This is a genomic window from Nostoc sp., assembly GCF_036919615.1.
Lineage (GTDB): Bacteria > Cyanobacteriota > Cyanobacteriia > Cyanobacteriales > Nostocaceae > Nostoc.
This window is the reverse complement of record NZ_JBALCN010000009.1, coordinates 17,895-36,750: the sequence shown is the minus strand read 5'-3', so window position 1 is coordinate 36,750 and position 18,856 is coordinate 17,895. Positions and strand designations below refer to the sequence as shown.

The following is an 18,856-nucleotide window of genomic DNA, read 5'->3' as shown; positions in this document are numbered from 1 at the left end:
AGTGTCTTCAGCAACTCTCGCTGGTCCTCTCGTGAAAGCCTGTTATCTTCAGCAGACTCTCGCTTTTCCTCTGAGACTTGTCTTTGCTCCTCTAAAGCATCAGAAGGAGTTTCACCCATTTTCATAACACTTTATAATCTAACCTCAACTAACCCGTTACTTAGAACTTTCAGCAAACACCTGTGGCAATATTACTCAGGATGCTTTTCTGGGCATCTTATATATTACAAGCTATGTAAACCAATAAATCAGATGGGGCAGCCGCAAAAAACTATAGCCGCCGAACAGCAGATCCTTTCCTTGGGACGTGTCCTCCAGAGCCTTAGGGAAGAAGAAGATGTTGACGTTCTGATTGAAACTACTATTTCTTATCTTAAGGAACAGTTTGACTACAGACTGATTTGGATTGCTCTTTACGATCGCCTGAATCATATATTGTTCGGCAAAGGAGGCATCACACCTGATCATGATACAAGCTTTTTACGACAAAGAGTTGTTCTCAGTCCTGGGGATTTATTAGAGCAAGTGGTGATTGAACAACATCCCTTGGGCGTAGCCGATTTACAAACCGAAATCCGCGCCGCCGAATGGCGAAAAATTGCCGAAAAATTCCAGATTCAGGGAACAATTATCTTACCAATTCGCTATAAAGACCGCTGCTTGGGTTTGTTGTTACTAGGTTCAGAACGCTGGGGCTACCTACTGACAGGGGAAGCAAAAGCACGTTTGATGATGGTTTTAGGCGAACTGGGGGCAGTACTTTGTCATAATGAGATAGATTTGCAGCACAAGCAAACCAAGAGACCCGACGAGCCATTATTAGAATTGCTGGAAAATTTACGCACCCTGACTAATTTTAATCACAGACTTGAAGCTACGGTGCAAGCAACTCATAAATTTGTCTCCCCCAACCGAACAAATGTTTACTGGTTTGAGCGGGAGGGGCGCTACTTTTGGTGTCGGACGAGCAATCAGCCGGTCAAAATCGATCACAATTCCAACACTCAGCAAGCAGCGGGAATGACGGTGCAGGAGTTGAGCGACTTTTATTATGCTTTGACGGTTAACCAAATTGTCTCGATTGGTGATGCACGCAGTTCTTTAAAAAGTCATTTTACGGCAAAATTGCTGCAACGGCTGAAGGTGCGATCGCTCTTGGCAGCTCCTGTCATCTGGCAAAAGAACTTAGTAGGTTTTCTGGCGGTGGAAAGCAATGAACCTCGGATATGGACGGAGACAGATAAAAATTTCGTCCAAGGTGTTGCTGGCTTAATCTCCCTAGTTGCACCTACCGAAAGCATGGAAAGTACCATCAAACAGATTCAAGAGGATGCCCAACTGACTAGCCAAGTTGCCCAAGGTATTTATAGCGAACATGACCTTCAGGAAACTTTACACAGCTGTGCTAAAAGAGTTTTAGTTCGACTAGCTGCTACGCGATTTTTGCTGTTGCAGTATGACCCTGAGCAGAATAATTATCAATTTATTTACCAAAATCAGCCCCATAATCGCCGACCGTTGACATTTACCCTGAATACTCTTAAAGAATTAGATGGGCAGCTTTTGCAACGTTCAACTCAAGCGGTGGAGATTGAGAACTTAGATGAAGATTTACGTTTTTTTAACTGGCGTCCCTCGTTGTTAGAGAATGGTGTGCGATCGCTACTTATTTGTAAATGCACTCACGATCATATACCCGCAGCGCTTTTGGTAATCACTCACGAAACCCATCGTTCTTGGACAACTCTGGAAAAGGAATTGCTGTGGGCCGTCAGTCAGCAGATTGGTGTGATTGTTCGTCAGTGGCAATTACACAACCGCACCACCCAGCAGCAAAAAACTTCCCAGGCATTTGAGCAATGCCTACGCATCCTGACACAATCCCAGAACAGCAAAATCGAGGTCAAAAAAAAGCATTTAGAACATGCAGCACTCGAACAAATAACATTAATTTTGGACTGTCCCTTAGCGGTACTGCTATCCTGGTCACCTGGTGAAAGTTGGGCAGAAATTATCCCTGGAGTGATTGATGATAGTAAATTTGGGATTATTCCTGATGCATCTATTCCTATCCAGGCTGAAGCCTTAATTCAGTGGGCACTTGCTACGGAGAGTTACCTGACTTTGAAGGTAGATAATTTACCCCCAGAAACCCGGAAATGGTTGAAAGCTCCAGATAAAGGTCAAATTTTGGTGATGGCATTACGTACCAATGCTGATTATGAAACCACAGGTGTAGTCTTGTTAGCAGACTATCAAAAGCGTCGCTGGTCAGAACAAAACCTCAGTGCGACAGCAACTCTGATTTCTCAATTAGCCTGGTGGCGTCGTCAAAAGCAAATTACCCGACTTCTAGAATCCACAACAGAGGAATTACGACAACTTAACTGGTACAAACATCGTCGCTTAGAGGAAATCCAAAGAATAACGGTGCTGTCCCTTAAACAAATACATGATTTAGGTATTCCTGTTAATGAACTGACTCAGATGCGCTACCAGCTATTGCTGCGGCAGTTAGATCACACAGTTACCTCCATGAGTGGAATGCTAAAACTTGAGCATTGGCAGCTACACATGAGTTTGGAAACTATGCCCATAGCCAGTTTACTGAAGCGATCGCTTGAACGCATCGAAAATTTAGTCAAACAACAAAAGCTGTGGATTGGTGTACATGGTTTGGGACAACCGATTGACGAGCAATCGCCAAAGAATTCTTCATTAGCCAAAGGCGTTCCTACCTCCAGTGCTCAATCTGCAATGGCGATCGCTAGTGATATTGTCAAAATTGAGTTAGTTATCCATGAATTGTTGGTTACTGCCTGTAACCGTTCTCAAATCGGCGGCAGAATTGATATTTGGTGTCGCCGTTTAGATGCATCTAAAAACGTAGATGCAAAGCATTCTTCTGCAAGCGTAGGAACTGATCATCAGATATCGCTAGAACTGTCAATTACATACAATGGTGCGATCGAACCACAGTTACTCACAGAACTGCATGATAATACACCCAAGGATGTGCTTGCTCCCTCCAACCTCGACCAACCACCAGGTTTACATCTGCTGATCTGCCAAAACCTCATGCAAGAGTTGGGAGGAGAGTTGAATTTCTATCAATTACCAGATAATCGCGTAGTTAGCCGCTTGCTATTGCCGTTAGTTGGTCATGATTCTTAGTACTATTTTTCAAAACAAGTATCTGAAAATGAGCTTGAGTTAAGCATTTCTGTCTTCTCTTCATTTGCGTCCAACTCTTCTCTACGAGAGGCTGCGCCAAGGAGACGCTACGCATAGCTTACTTCTCCGTAGGAGTATGCGTCCTTCTCTAATGAGACGCTGCGCGTTTGCCCTTGGCGTCTTGTAGAGAAGGCGGTAGCCTGCGGGAGTTAACTATAACCATTAACAATTTACCCTTGTCACTGTCAAGGCTAATTAAACGGAAATATAAAATTATCTTGGCAATTATCTCAATTAATTTGTATATATTTACTGACTTCACCAAGAGGTCAGCTTTGAGTTTTTAATGACTTGAATATCCACAAAAACGTGACATTCTTTTTAAAAATAGTTAACATGTAACTTGATAAAACACTGATAAGCATCATTCCTTTTGAATGTAATCTAAATTCACATTTCAATCCAAAAAAAATAATTAGCCAGCCAAAAATTGGCAAAATTGTCTATAAAATCGGCTATTAATGGGATTTACACAAGAAAAATTAGCAATTTATCTTTAGCGTTGCTTTCCCAACAGTTCACTGTTGTAAAGAATAAGGATAGTAATCTTTTAAGGATTGTTGTGCAGGAGATTGAAGTTTTAATAAAAAACTTGATAAAAAGGTCAAAGTATATTGGCTAAATATCACTAAAATATTTCGGATTTAGCATGAATAGTTAAAACATCTTTTAAATTTAATATTGTATTTAAAAATGTACACAAGTAAATTTGTATATTGATTTTGGTAAATTAATACCAGCTTAAACCTTCATTTTGTAGAGAATAAGATGGAATCAGTGCATCAAATTATAGCTGTAATTTTGTTAATTATAAGTTTGCTGCAAAGAAAATTATATGGATGGAACAACAATATATTGGCAGGCATTAAACAAATTAAATTTAAACCTTTCATCTATCGCTTTCAGGAAGACCAATATAAAATTTATCTGCCTGGAGAAATCTATCAATGAGTTTTAGATACTTTAAGCATTGGTTGAAATTTAGTTCAGTCCGAAGCATCATTGTTTTGGCTCTAATATCAATTCCTAACTTATGTGGTGCATTTGCTCAGACTACTCCTAAAGGTGGAATTGACTGGATTTTAGTAGTAGATACTTCTGCTTCCATGCGTGGTGTAGGTGGAACGAAAAATATTTTTGAACCAGTAAAGAATTCTATTACTGAATTTGTTAACACTGCCAGATTAGGCGATACAGTTACTATCTATACTTTTGACAAAGATGTAACTTTAAATGCAGATGATATCAAGATTACCAGTAATCCAGACAGAGGTAAACTCAAGCAAATAATTAGGTCACTTCAGGCTGAGGGTGTGCGGACTCATACAGGTAAGGCTGTGCAAAAAGCGCTGCAACATTCCGCCCTGTTAAACAAACGTGCTGATGCTCTTGGTCGGACTGTCAGCATAGTGTTTCTAACAGATGGATTAGAAGATGTGCGTGGTATTCCTAATCCTGTTCTCATTCCTAGTAATACCCAATTTTTACGTGAGCAACAATGCAAACCCTATATATTTTTTGTGTCTTTAGGATTAAAAGAACACGAAAAGCAACTAAATGACTTTGCTAGTAATCCAGCGCTTTGCGGAAAGGGACAGGTATTGCGAGATCCTGGAGGAGTTCAACTCAACAAGCTGGCTGAAAATATCCGACCAGTGCTGATTACACCTAAGCTTGATGTCAATTTTCCCACGACCAATTTACAGCCAGTATTACCTGGAACAACTACTGAACCGCTCAATATTAATGGCATCAGTAATGTCAATGCTAAGGTAAGTTTGCAACTGGAAGACCCTCAGCAAAGTGGTATTCGTTTAATTCCACCCGATCGCACAATCGAGTTAGTTGCTAATCAAGCAACAGTAATCCCTGTGCGTTTACAGATACCAGCAGAGGCAAAGGGGGGCGCTAGTAACTTGCGCTTGGTGTTGGCGATCGCAGACCAAGCGATTACACCAATTACAATTGACCTACCTATAACCATTAAGTCGAAACTACAAATACAACCTACAAAGATAGATTTTGGCTCAACAGAGGTAGGCAAAACCACTGAAATCCAAAATTTGGTAGTTCGCACCAATATATCTGGAACAGCCAGCTTACAGCTACAAGGCAATTCCAAAGGCGTTTTGATCGCAGAACCTTCAGCAGGCATATCCTTACAACCAGGAGAAACTAAAATTCCTGTGCAATTGCAGGTTGCTGATAGCAATTTTGCAGGCGATGTCTACGACGGGCTACGCCAACGCACCTTCACCTTGGTCCTGACTCCAGATAACTCAATTGCTAGTCCAGTCAGTGCGGAAGTTCATCTGCATATTTTGATGCCATTGGGACGAAAAATACTCATTTGGTTGCTCTTAGGGCTACTGGTGTTGTTAATTACCCTGATAGTAGTTTGTTTGATTCAACGCAAAACCCCCTTGGAATTAGCCGAAGATTTTCGCACCCGCAAACGCTTAGAAGGAGCATTGGTAGTGCTAGAACCACTGCCACAATCATCCCAAGACGAAGAGATTAGTCTCACTCACCTACAGAAGGGGAGAGTATGCTTGAGTGATTTGATACCAATTATTGCAGCTACAAATTCTGATGCCGAGTTAGTCACAGTTTGGCGGGCAGGCAAAAAGAATATAGATTTGCGGTGTTTGAAAGGTGTAATTTTTGTCAATACTAAAAAGATAAATACAGATGAACTTTACGACGAGGACATCATCGAAATTGACAATGTTAAGCTGCAATTTAACTGGATTGAACACCAAAGACCCTCTGAGTCAAGCAGTGGGCAGACAAACTTTTGAATAATATCACAGGAAAGTGAATGTTAACTCCCACGGTTGTGCGTCCCACGGTTGTATTTCGTCCTACCGTTGTTATCGGGTTAGGAGGAACGGGTTATGAAGTCGTACTCAAACTTAAAAAGCGATTCATAGATGTTTACGGCTCAGTACCAGAAGTTATTCGTTTTATTTCGATTGATACTACCGAAAACATTCAAGAACGAGAAAAATCACCCGATGGCACTAAGGTTTTCTTAGAACCTAATGAACTTTATGCAATCTCTGTCGCAAATCCACTACCGCTAACACGTAACGACCACATCGCTGAATGGTGGCCTAGGGACATTCCAGCAAACGCCCTAATCAATGGTGCTGGACAGATTCGGGCCCGGGGACGGCTCGCCTTATTTGCAAGAGTAGGCGATATCAAAAGTTTAATTTCTCAAGCAATCAATGCTGTCCGCGAAATTCGCACCAGTAAACAAGCATTTTCAGATAACTATCAAGTTTCCAGTCGTGATGGCGTGGAAGTTTTTATTGTTGGCAGTTTGGCAGGTGGGACGGGCAGTGGCACATTCTTAGATGTGGCATTTTTGACACGAGAACATCTGAATAATTTTTCTAATATTACGGGGGTATTTGTTTTACCCAGAGTGTTTGCCAATATTCCCCAAACTCACTTGGTGAAGTCTAATGCCTATGGCGCTCTCAAGGAAATCGAACACTTTTGGGGATTGTCACCGTCTAATAGCATTGAGATTGATTATGGTGTCACAAAAATCAAAGCTGATCGCCCTCCCTTTGATGCTGTATTTTTAATTGACGGGGTTAACAAAAATGGAACTGTAGTCGGTCGTCCAGACGATTTACAAAATTTAGTTGCAGATGGCTTGTACATCCAAATTGGTTCTCAAATCGGTTTAGACGCTGCTAACGTTGCTGATAACATTCGCGCTTATCTGGCAAATGGTGAAAAAGTTCGAGGACGCAATATAAATTACTGTAGTTTTGGCTTTGCTACCCTAACTCTGCCAGTACAGCAATACGAGCGGATGAAATTAGAGGATGCTCAAAGCTTGCTGAAGAATGAGTTAATGGCATCTACTGCAACAATCGATTTAGAAAGCGATATTGCCCGGTTTTTAGAAGATTGCAAGTTAGCAGACGCTACTACTGTTCTGAATGCGTTGACTGAAAGCGATCGCGGCGGACAAATAAAACCCGAATTCCGAATTGGCGAAATCCGTCATGATCGCACAGCTTTGGCGACGATTAAAGAACTCTACAAACGGCAACTGGATCAATTTGAACAACGGACGGCTCAAGAACTGGGATTGAGTTTTCATCGCTTACAACAGACTACAACTACTGCGATCGCAACTTGGTGGGAGCGGAGTCTCAACCGTCCCAATGGACTAGCTTATGCCTTGCAATTTTTAAGCAAACTTTCCCAAAAACTGGATGAATTACAGCAGAGCGTGCAGCACAAGTCGCAAGAAGCGAAAACCAGTTTCAATACTTTGAAATTAGAACCACAAGAAGAAAAGATTAAAGAAGCCGCAGAAACTTGGTTCCCAAATAAAAATACTATTCAAGCAGCTTGCCAAAGATACAAAGAACGGGCTGACCAAAAGTGGAAGACTTATTTACATTGGAAGCGGTGTGATAAAGCAGCTGAACTCTATGGTATGTTGCGGGCGAAGGTAGAAGAAATCCAGGAAAAGTCTCAGCGTCTACACATCAACTTAGATAAAGTTTATCGAGATTTAGAACAGAGTTATCACGAGGTTAACCGTCAAGGAAGTAACGATAATCCCTTTATTCACACCATTCAGCGCATCAATTTTCAATCGAAACGCCCTAAAGTTACTGGCGAAGATTTTATCCGTTGGTATCGAGAACAGTCTCAAAGTTTAACGAATTGGTCTGAGAAAAAAGCTGAAGATGTCAAGAACGAAATTCTGAAATTTGTCAATGAAGCTTACTATCCTCTCACCAGTATGACGGTTGAGCAGGTTTTAGCAGATAGCAATCCCGAAGATGCGGGACAAGATTTGCAACAACTTGGCAAACTTGCAGTTCCTCTTTGGCAGTATGAAGAAATGGAAATTCCCGTTCAACAGCAGCACGTAATCACAGAATTTTATTACTACGGAGTAGAGAGCAACAACACAATTTTTAGCGATCCGCCTCTTTCTGGTCGTTTGCCTAAAGGAAATAATAATCCTTCTTTCGTACCGACAGGCGAACCCCATAAGGTGATGCTGTTTCGAGTCGAAATTGGTGTTCCCTTATTTGCCTTCAACGGAATGAGGGATATGGAACTAGCTTACCTAGATCCGAATAAAGTCTTTAAGCACCTGCATCGCAATTGGACAAACTTAGCAAATTTAATTCCTCCAGAAGACGACGGTGGGGCGTTGCGTTGGTTTGCGTTAGCGCTGGCACCTGAACCATATAAATTAATTGTTAATCACGGTAAGAAATATTTTGTTTCTACAGAACAAGCGAAAAGATTAGAGGGCGGAGTTTTGCCTTTGGGAGGCGATCGCAAATCAGCATTCAAAGCTTTTAAAAATAACTTGCCTCTAGTTAAGGAAATTGCTGACAAAGTTGAGCGGATTACCCACGAAGACCAAGACAAAGCCAAATTTACTTTGCAAAACTACATCAATCACCTCAATCAGGTTTTAAAAGGAGACAGGGTTGATGCCCAAATTAAAGAACAGGTAGAAATGGAAATCCAGGAAATTGAAGCCTACCTGGAAGATTTAGATGTGATTATTTAGCCCCATAGTTTGCACTCAGAGAGTGTCACCATGCCAAAACCAACTATATTACTTGCACTCGATCCTCACAGTGCCGCTTTTTGTGCAGCCATTAAACGGCAACTACAAGAATTTCCGGCTGCCGAAAGCTGTTTAATTCAAACTTATACTTTAACTTGGGACGGTCAAGCTTTTGGCTTTAGTAGCGAGTTAGATCAGTTTGCTGACACGAGTTTTGATCTAGCTCAAACTCATAATAAACAAGCTTATGTCTCCAAAATCCGTACCCAGTTCAGCGAAGCGACTGGCCAGATCCAAACTGCACTGATTGAATTATTGAAAACGGCTAGTCAATCAAAAGAAGCGATTGCTGCAAAACACCAAGGAGTGAAAATCAGCAGCACCCATCGAATATATCTCATGCTATCAGTCAGCAATCAATTTGCTAGGGGAGTAGTTTTTGACATAGTACGCTTGATTCGTTGGCTATTTTCCAAGTACTTTACAGATATTCCTTACAGCTTAGAAGCTTTATTGCTATTGCCAGGGTTATTTACCCAAGCCACAACTGCTGATTACGGCGCTGCTTACACGCTCCTGAAAGAGTTAGATTACAAAATGACCACTGGAGTTGTGATTGCAGGCGCTCAAAAAGTAGCACCTTTTGATAACTGCTGGCTGATGGACGAGCAAATTGGGGGATTGAAGGATAATTTACCTAGCTATGCTGATGCTTTGGCAGGTTTTCTCACCGTGGAACTGGAAACTAACGGCTTATTAATTGGCACACAAAAAGTCCGGGGGAAAATACCTGCCTATAGTGCATTTGGCTATGGAGAACTATTTTTTCCAGGAGAAATAACTATTAACCGTTTGAGTGCTGCCTTAGCTGCCGATATTATGATGGAGCAGTTTTTACCGAAGGCAGAATTCACTCCAAAGGCAATTCGCAAATGCCTATTAGATGCCAAAGGATTTATCCTCAGCGAAGATTTCAGCAATGCTTTTCTGCAATTAGAACGAGACAACGGCAAACCAGTTTGGCAAGATTTTAATCCGCGCCTTGAGATGCGTGCTGGCCAGGCTCAGGAATATGGGATGGAATTGCAGCGTGCTTATCGGCAATTTGAAAATAAAGAGCTACTTTCCTATAAGCGGACGCTGGAAAATTGTTGCAAACAATTACAGGCAACACTAACCGCTTTCTTAGACCGCACCATTAATCGCTATGCTGATGCTACACCTAGAGGCTTGCATGAAGGAGCTAGGCTATTAAACATATTGACCTTTTTGTATTTGGAACTGCAAACGGATGCCATTGGCGATCAATCCCAGAATCTGGTTACAGAACTGCGTGCGGCTGAAGCATTTCTCGACTCAAGATTGCAGGTAACAATTGATCAACAAGCCACTCAAAAGCTGCTCAACCAAGTTCTGTCCTTAAAATTGCGGCAGCAACAATTACAAGATATTTTAGCTGAAAGAAAGTCTGAAGAACAACTGCAAGAGCTACAAACAACTCAGAAACAGCTAGAAACGGTAATTGTTGAGTATCGCCAAGCGTTAAATGCAGAAATTGAACAAGCTCGACAAATTCGTTTTATGGCGATCGCTCACGCTCGTGAACAAGCCGCAGCTGCCATCGTTTCATCTCAAAATCACCTAACTCTCACTGAAAATCAACTTGAAACAGCCACAGATCAACTAAGTGAACTGCTAGCAGAAGAAAACAAATTTCGCTCTCAGTATCTAGTCATTTATCCTATTTTTCTTGCTACTGCTTTATTAGGCTTGCTGATTCTGACAGGAATTTTCAGTCAATCAGCACTATGGCTGTTATTGCAAAATTTTTGGGCTAACTTAGTTAGTTATCTGCTTTGGACTGCGGTAACAATTCTGACTTATTTAGGGATGGTTTGGCTCAAGTACAGCACTAATATTCGCGATCGCATTCAAAAGGCTCAGAAACAAATTAAACGACTAGAAAGCACTGTTAAAGCAACCATCGTAGAATTACGTCGCAACTATAATGAACAATTAAAGTTGGAGTATGATTTATACGCCCAAAATCTCCGCGTCGAGGCATTGAATTATCTGATTAAAACAGCTAAACAAAGGGCTGAGACTTTACGGCAAAGTCTTACTGACTTATCTGAGATATACAATGATTTGGTTGCTCAACGCGCTCAAGCTACGACGAAGTTATCGGAAATTAGACTTACTGTTCTTACCGATGCGGATATTGATGCTTATTACCAAAGTTTCCTTACCACACTAACAACTGAGACATTCACTAAAGAACAAATTAGCCGCTCTCAGGCGTGGAAAATTTCTGCTGAAGCATTTGAGAACCAACTTATCTCTTTTGCTCGCCAGCAGTTCGAGCAATTGAGCAATTTATCTATTGGGGAAGTATTAAAACAATCAGATTTAATTACTGAAAACACTGCAAATTTGCGTTTAAATCAACTTTATAATAACGCTAACTTGTTAGTGCGAATTCAGGATATTGATACTAACTTAAACCCAACTTCTCAACGAGAGATTACCCTCTGGGTGGGAGCAAAAGATAAGGAACAAATATTTGCATTTTACAGTCGATTTAGTCGCACTTTAACCGCCTTGGTAACTGAAGATGAGCAGCGGTTGTGTATTTTGACCCGTTCGTTGGGCTTTCCGGCTTATTTTCTCAGTCAAATTGAGTTTTATCGAGACTGCTATGAACGAACTCAGAGCGAACAAATTGAGCCAGACAAGAATATTCCTGATTTAATCCCAGAGGAAATTGGTTCTGGTAGGGAATTAAAACTAGCTTATCAAACCTTGCTTTTAGCGATCGCTCTTGGGCTACTATCCCAGCATTCTCAAGGTGATTATCAATTCAACGGTCGGTCACTTGGTAAAGACCGAGAACAAATTACCTTAGCTTTAGCAACTGAGTTCACCTTTCAGGAACTCTATGGTGACTTAGAAGAACGTATCGAAACATTTGAACGTGATTTTGTTTACCATAAATTACAGGAATTAGGAACATCAGCTTCATATTTAAATCATTACGAAGGTAAGCTTTTAGATCATCTCCTCTCAGAGTATAACCCTCTGAATTAGGCATTAAATCGCCCTCTTTATGGTAGAATACAGACATCCCCAGCAGGATGGCCATATTTATCGTTATAAAATTTAAAAAAACGGTTCAGTTAAGACTTAACTTTTTACCAAAGTCAATTTTTTTAACAAACCGCTAAGGACGCAAAGAACGCAAAGGAAGAGAAGGAAGAAATGCTTAACTGAACTGTATTGCTTTATGGTCTGGCGAGAAATGCAAACCATCCATTTTGCAGAACTTAAATTAAAAAAAGATCCGATCATCGAGGCGTATTGCAATACGCCCCGACAAATGTACTAATCAGCAAAAATCCTGAGTGCAGAGTGCAAAATGATTTTGTGAGCAGGATTTCAAAGACTCAAATTGAGCCAAAAAAGTTTTTCAGCCTGTGACAAGCTAATTTCAAAGTAGCCGATTATGCACAAAGCAGTTATTAAAGAGATGAAGATAAATCGTTTCATATTTTCCTCGCAATAAGATTTTCTGACATCTGGTTGGTTCAGGGTTATTTGATAAAACTGAGTGCTTTGTATAATTGCACTTTCATCTAGTTCCAGGGATGAGCGAGTAAAGCATGTGAAGTAATGCCTAAACCAATTAGGGTGATACATAAGGCGCTTGCGACTGGTAACATTTTTATCCTGGGTATCTGGAATGGTAAATGTTCAAACCGATCCTTGGCGTAGACTAGCATTAACCCGATTCCAGTTAGTACTGCTGCTAAACCTAAGCTAAAGGCAGATACCAACGCTAATCCAAAGCCAATTCGTCCCAGCGCGATCGCACTCAGCAACACTATTAAGGCTGAAGGACAAGGTAACAAGCCGCCCGATATTCCCAGCGCTAGAAGGCTAGACCAGTTCATGGAACTTAGATCACCGTCAGGCGGTAGATGGGAATGCTCATGGTGTATATGGTTGTGGTCATGGTGATGGTGATGATGCAAGTCGTGGCTATGTTCATGACTATGCACATGGTCATGTGAATGAGATACCTGAGTCCCTTGCAATCGACTGATAAACAAATTCAGACCAATTACAGTTACTAGTACCCCGGAGAAGACGCTTAACCAAGGGTACAATTGCTCTGTGAAAATAAACTGGGATGTGCCAAGAGTGACCAGCCCTAGAGCAAATATGCCAGCTGTATGGGTAATCGTTACAATCAGCCCCAGGAATAGGGCATGTTGGGCATTACTACGGGAACCCACCAAATAAGCACCAACTATTGTTTTCCCATGACCAGGGGATAGAGCGTGCAAACCACCCCATAAAAAGGCGATCGCTAGAGCTATTAGAATACTCAAGAAATTATGATTTTCCTGGGTAATCAGGCTAGTAAAGACATCGTTGCTTCTTCCTGTCAAAGCATTATCTAAGCGGCTGGATGATTTAACAGATGGTGGAGGCGCTTGTTGACTAGATGTCAGAGACGGATCGAGTTTCAAGTCAATCCGACGCTGATCGAGAGGACTGCTGAGTAAGTCTGTAGGGTAATTTCTCAAGCGGTTGGTAATACTCAAAGAGGTGAAATCACCTTGAATAGGAACGCCATTTGCAACCACAGTAATCTCACGCCAGCCCAAGCGCTGTGGATAAAACTGATCTTCAAATATTAACTGATTCGCACCGACTAACTCCGTTGACCCCTGAAAGTTACAACTCAGCCGCAGTGTAGATAATCCTCCTACACCTGGAGGAAATTCGACTGTTGATTTGATCAAAGACAGTGCTAAAGGATGTTTATTGATCAACAGTTCCAGATGTGAGTTGACTTCCTGGCATTTTTGGTCAGGGTATTGAACCGTCTCTACAGGTTCAGCTTTGCGGTTGTGATTGCTATCTAACTGATTAATTTCTTGAAAAGCAGGAATTTCTGCCATGTCTAGAACATAATCAATCCCCACACCATCGGTTGCTACCTGCACTCCTGCGTAGTGATTGATGGTGAAATTACCTAAAGGATGGGCATTTGCCCTCGGCATCCAAAAAAAACATATTGCGATAATTGCAGTACTCCAAGCCAAGCGATATAGCAGCTTTTTCATAAAGAACTCCCTATAGCGTTAGGAGTGGGAGAGGTTATTTTGAGAGACAGAACGCGTTAGGTTTGCCAAGACTTGATCCAAAAAGACTCATGATACAGAGCAAGTAAATTTCTTTATGGGGATTGTTAATTTTGAATTTTGTTAGCGCAGCGTAAAGCCTGCGGCATGGCTTCTCTACGAGACGCTGCGCGAACGCTTAGAGCGAGTCCGCGTACTCCTCCGGAGAAGCAAGCTACGCGCAGCGTCTCGTAGAGAGCGTCATTTTGAATTTTGAATTAGGAGCGAAGCGACTTGACGAGCTTGATCAGCATACTTGTGATGAAATTGAGGATTCAGGCTAACAGCTTGAGTTAGTCGCTTTATTGCTTCCTCACGGTTATTTAAGTGAAGTGCAATCATGCCAGCATGGAATTGCAGCAAGGCATCCTCTGTCCCCAAGCGAGTTGCCCGTTGTGCTGCCCTTTGGGCTTCTTGCCACTGCCCATTAGCCGCAGCTGCCCAAGCCAAAGTATCCTCTGCATATACATCGTCTCGTATTGCTACTTCACTACGGGCAATCTCTAGTGCCTCTGTTAAATGAATTCCGTGTTCGGTGTAGTAGACCGCCAAAGCGCGATCGTAGATTCCTTTAACTTTGCTCAGGTAAGCTACTACCCCGATCAAATCTTCCGTTTCAGTTGCGCCTTTTTGGTCTCCTAGAGCTAGTTGAGCATCAGCCTTATACCCCAGCGTTTCTACCTGTGGCATCAGTTCTATACCCTGGTTTGCTGCATTCAGAGCATCTTGCCAGCGATGCTGGGCCGCATAGAGGCGGGCTAATCCTGTAAACGCAGCTATATGCCGTGGGAAGAGGTCAAGAGCTTCCTGATATCGCTGCTCAGACAGGGCAAAATCCCCGGCTGCAAAAGCAAGATCCCCAGTCCGCATATGAAACCAAGCACGAGTTTCTGCGCTCATCGTGTAGAAAGAGTCCATCTCCTGCATAGCCTGATTTAACAGTTGCCGTGCCGAGGCTAAATTGCCAGTTAACTCTAAGTAACGGGCGACAACTGCGTTCTGACCAGAGTTCGATTCTTCCTCAGTAAGGTTCTGCAATAGTTGATGAGCTGCTTCATAGTCGCCCAACTCCATCTGAATCGATGCCCTTAGCGAGACAATATTGGGATTATCAACAGATGGATTCTGAGTGTTATTTAACACATCTAAAGCTGATCGAAACTGATGTTGAGATAGTAAAGCTGATGCTAAGAGCATGGAAGAAACCTGATTATGGCGCGGCTGTAGAGCCAGGGATCTACGGGCCGCTTGTTCTGCTCGTAACACATCTTCCACATCTGCCATTTCTCGAAAGCGCCTCAAATATTGATCAGCCAACAGACGTAAAAATATTGAGGAATTCGGAGATTGGGCAACTTTCTCCTCATAGACGCTGATAATATGCGATCGCTGTAAATAATCAGGGAAGACTAAATCTGACCGCTGAACTGGTAACATCTGCCTGGAGTTAACAGTCAGCAGTTGCACAGTAGAGGAGTATGTGCCTGACTTACCATTGGTGTAGCCTAAACTTAGCGCTTCTGTATCAGAGGGTCTTAGTAAAACCAGTAGGCTAGTTAGCGCTAACACCCATAGTATTCGTAGATGCATAAACCTTACAAAGGATTACCTAAATAAGGGAAGGTAGGAAGAAAGTTGGCATCATTAGGTCCAACATTATCGCTAGTCAGCCCCGGAATTTCGCCTGTAGTAATCCCTGTAACTGCATTACCAAAGACAACAGATGCTGTTACATCGATTACGTCATCCTTTAGTCTTCTGCCGCCAAAGTTGTTGCCTAACTGAGTTCCAAAATAACTACCGTTAGATTTGGAAAGGTCAGCTTGGATAACATCAGGAATCGCTACTGAGATCACTGCATCAGCTATGCCTTGAGGTCTACCAATCGCATTGACAAAGGCTCGAATGAATTGGGATTGATTGCTAGCGTCTTGGGTTGGTGTCTGAATATTACTATTATTATGAGCCTGAAAGTCCATAAAAAGTTCATTCAGGGCTGGAACTGCTAACCGCTCAATCTGAGCAAAATTCGGATTTCTGAGTGTAGGAGTTTCAACACTAGTTGTTATCCAAACACCAATCTTGCCACTACCAAGCTGTTGCCTGGGTAGCTCGACAATAATTGAGTGGACATTGAATGGGGCTAGGGTGTCTTGTGCTTGTCCAGGGGGTCTAAAGGAAAGAACTTGGAAGGGAGGACTGGGATTAGGCTGAAGGCTATAGTTCCGATCTGGGATGATTTTAAAGAACTGTTCCAAATCAAAAAAGAACGGGTCTTTGCGTGTGCCAACAAAGAACTTTGTGGGGTTAATGCCGTTAAAGGAGAATGTTTGGTTGAGTTGCCCTGTCCTACTTACTGGAAGCAAAGCTGGCCTTGTTCCTATTTGGGTTGGAGGAGCTGGACTGCTGACTGTGACAGTTTGGTTTGAGCCTGTGTCATTTATTTGGAATTGAAGTACGATATCTTCAATACTGTCACCACTGTTATCAATATTGAACTGATAAAGAACATTTGGATCGAATGGTCTCATTTCACCAGAAACGATCAGAGGGTCGAAATCCATTACAAGGACAACATTGTTGGGGTCTGTGGGACTTTCAAACACAAACAAATCTGTGAGATCCGCAGCAGTGAGTTGAGTGGCAAGAAAGGTTGTATCCTGGTGGTCTGAAGCCAAAGCTTTAGGGGTTGCATAGATTAGGACTACGAGCAAAATAGCAACAATCGCCACTAGGCTACGAAGAAAACGAGTAGCTCTAGTCCAATATAGCGATCGCTTGATCGGAAAAAATGCCATATTTTGCACTAGTTTATCTCTAAGTAATTGACATTTTATTGGTATAAAAGAGGCGATACTCCGAGCATTTATTTTCATAATTGCCCTCCTTGAGGTGTTTTGTATTTTCTATTGTATGTATATTATGTACGTGGAAATAGCAAGTTGATAACAAGTTGACTCAGATTTCAAAAAAGACTGCGGTTATTACCGAAGTACCTCACAGCCTATTGGCTCCTACTAGTACAGCCGGCGCGTAAATAAACCAACCATTCAAAGTGGCGCCAGAGCAAGGAATATAGTTCTTTTGAATGAGTGACTTTTGACTTCTGGCTTGCAGTACTAGTCACTTAAGAGACCAAAACTTGCTCACTTCTTGTTCACTTTTTTGGTTTAAGGTTTTAAGACTTATATAATACATATGCCCTACATAGGATTTGGGTATTTCAGCCATGTTGCTCCACCAATCGCTATTTAGTAGTTCGCATAGTACTTTTCTATTAACCCAAGTTGCGGGTTATCAAATTTTAGATATGTCGCATCTGTCAATTCATCCGAATGCACATGATAACTTGACGGTTGCGCTACGCGCAACTGTGACTTAGACTCAATTACAAGTACAAGTATTAAATCACTTTAGAGTCTTGAAATTTACTTTTACTGAAATGCTTTTCCCCAGAGTAAATGCAAAAATAAATACTTCAATTTTTCGTAAAAACTCTTAATAAGTTACTGCGTGAATGGATTTAGGAAAAACATGGGTGATACTGCTAAACACAGTTTAAATATGCCGATTAAATCGGGAATTTTCTAACATATTGGATATTAATTTATGGTCTTTCATATACCCGCAAGCAATACTAGTAATTCCCATCGAAGAACATTGCTGTACACACAGATGTTGTAATGATCTCTGCATCATTCATGTTCTGACGGTGATCTTAATTATGTCCCCACAATTGCTGCTGCGTGCATTTCAGGATAGTGACATAGGCGCGTTTATAGCTGATCGCTGTGATTCAGAAGTGGCAAAGTTTTAAAGTTGGGATGCGCCTTACCCAAAAGTCGAAGCGATCGCATTTATAGAATTTATGAAGCAGTCAATACCAGGTGTGTTAGGTAATTGCGCCTTTTGCATCTTAGCTGATTATGGACGATAGGCGGAGATTGACTTGACGCTGGCGCGATCGCACCAAGGTAAAGGCTACGCAACTGAAGCTCTCACCCACTTGCTCGAATATCTTTTTACAGAATCCAATCTGCTTTGGAGCTGGTACAGAGGTAAAAATTTTGGAGATTGCGGGGCATTTTCATTGTCCGTCCTGTAGAAATGAAAATTTGCACAATGAAAATATACAACCTTACAGGCTACACTAGGGTAAAAACGCCTACTGTAAAGTATTTAGCCCCAGATTAACCCGCAAGAGCGATCGCGGTCTTTGGCGGGAAATTACTATTTTCCGACATTGGGGCAAAAAATGAACATCATACCCCTAAGTTATTGATTCCTGTTGGCTTCTTCAACAGCTTGGATAAAAGACTTTTAAGAATATGTGGAAACAGGGCGGGCCTGGTAAAAAGACAATACCCGACTGTTGCATTAATTTAACTGCATCGCCTTGCCCGCAATGCTCTATTATTTTACCGTTTTCAACGCGATCAATCTCCTTAATCTAGTTGTTCACATCAATGCCAGCGTTAAAGCTGTAGTTATTAGAATCGGTAACATCTAACTCAGGAACATCATTATGAGAATCGATATAAACGTGAAAGGTATACTTAGCAGGCGCAATTGCAGAAGCAGGCACAGAAACCACTCGACTTTCGGACTGTCCTGGTGCCAGTCCGGGTAGATCAATTTCTTGAACCCAAACCACAACGGAATTACCATCCTCATCTGTATTATGATCGTCGGTAATCCAAACTGTGTCTTTATAAGCTCCAGCCGCATTTTGTTGATCGAGATTGGCATCTGCCCATTCAATGTCGAATCCATCTTGAGCATGGGGGATCGCTGGATTGATGACGATCGCGCCTAAGTTACCACCTTCGGGCGTAAAAAGCCCACCAAACGTTAGTTCTGCCAT

General features: G+C 41.9%; 9 protein-coding genes and 1 pseudogene. 5 read left to right on the top strand and 5 right to left on the bottom strand.

Annotated features, from left to right (window positions below; translation table 11 throughout):
- Nucleotides 1–252 precede the first annotated feature (252 nt).
- From V7K48_RS03345 to V7K48_RS03330, 4 genes are all read left to right on the top strand, one after another.
- The gene (locus V7K48_RS03345) at nt 253–3,174 is read left to right on the top strand and encodes a sensor histidine kinase (protein ID WP_335069599.1); all 2,922 of its coding nucleotides are present in this window, start codon (nt 253–255) and stop codon (nt 3,172–3,174) included.
- A gap of 1,007 nt (nt 3,175–4,181) precedes the next feature.
- The gene (locus tag V7K48_RS03340) at nt 4,182–6,035 is read left to right on the top strand and encodes a vWA domain-containing protein (RefSeq protein WP_335069597.1); all 1,854 of its coding nucleotides are present in this window, start codon (nt 4,182–4,184) and stop codon (nt 6,033–6,035) included.
- 20 nt (nt 6,036–6,055) lie between these two features.
- Nucleotides 6,056–8,803 (top strand): tubulin-like doman-containing protein, encoded by a 2,748-nt coding sequence (locus V7K48_RS03335; protein WP_335069595.1) that lies wholly within the window; start codon nt 6,056–6,058, stop codon nt 8,801–8,803.
- 30 nt (nt 8,804–8,833) lie between these two features.
- Nucleotides 8,834–11,890 carry a hypothetical protein gene (locus V7K48_RS03330; RefSeq protein WP_335069593.1) on the top strand — a complete coding sequence of 1,019 codons (3,057 nt, stop codon included), beginning with the start codon at nt 8,834–8,836 and terminating at the stop codon, nt 11,888–11,890.
- Between the two features lie 545 nt (nt 11,891–12,435).
- Here the strand turns inward: V7K48_RS03330 and V7K48_RS03325 are convergent.
- The 4 genes and pseudogenes from V7K48_RS03325 to V7K48_RS34845 form a co-directional block, all read right to left on the bottom strand.
- On the bottom strand, nt 12,436–13,935 hold the full coding sequence (locus V7K48_RS03325) for a nickel/cobalt transporter (RefSeq protein WP_335069591.1): 1,500 nt from the start codon (nt 13,933–13,935) through the stop codon (nt 12,436–12,438).
- 258 nt (nt 13,936–14,193) lie between these two features.
- On the bottom strand, nt 14,194–15,582 hold the full coding sequence (locus V7K48_RS03320) for a tetratricopeptide repeat protein (RefSeq protein ID WP_335069589.1): 1,389 nt from the start codon (nt 15,580–15,582) through the stop codon (nt 14,194–14,196).
- 5 nt (nt 15,583–15,587) lie between these two features.
- Complete coding sequence (locus V7K48_RS03315; protein ID WP_335069587.1) at nt 15,588–16,868, bottom strand: DUF4331 domain-containing protein; 1,281 nt, start codon at nt 16,866–16,868, stop codon at nt 15,588–15,590.
- Between the two features lie 685 nt (nt 16,869–17,553).
- A pseudogene (locus V7K48_RS34845) lies at nt 17,554–17,710 on the bottom strand (IS982 family transposase); the annotation flags it as partial.
- 231 nt (nt 17,711–17,941) lie between these two features.
- On the opposite strand from V7K48_RS34845, the gene V7K48_RS34840 reads away from it, so the two are divergent.
- Nucleotides 17,942–18,097 (top strand): GNAT family N-acetyltransferase, encoded by a 156-nt coding sequence (locus V7K48_RS34840; protein WP_442949400.1) that lies wholly within the window; start codon nt 17,942–17,944, stop codon nt 18,095–18,097.
- Nucleotides 18,098–18,442: 345 nt separating this feature from the next.
- Here V7K48_RS34840 and V7K48_RS03310 read toward each other — a convergent pair whose 3' ends face one another.
- Complete coding sequence (locus tag V7K48_RS03310) at nt 18,443–18,856, bottom strand: CARDB domain-containing protein (protein WP_335069585.1); 414 nt, start codon at nt 18,854–18,856, stop codon at nt 18,443–18,445.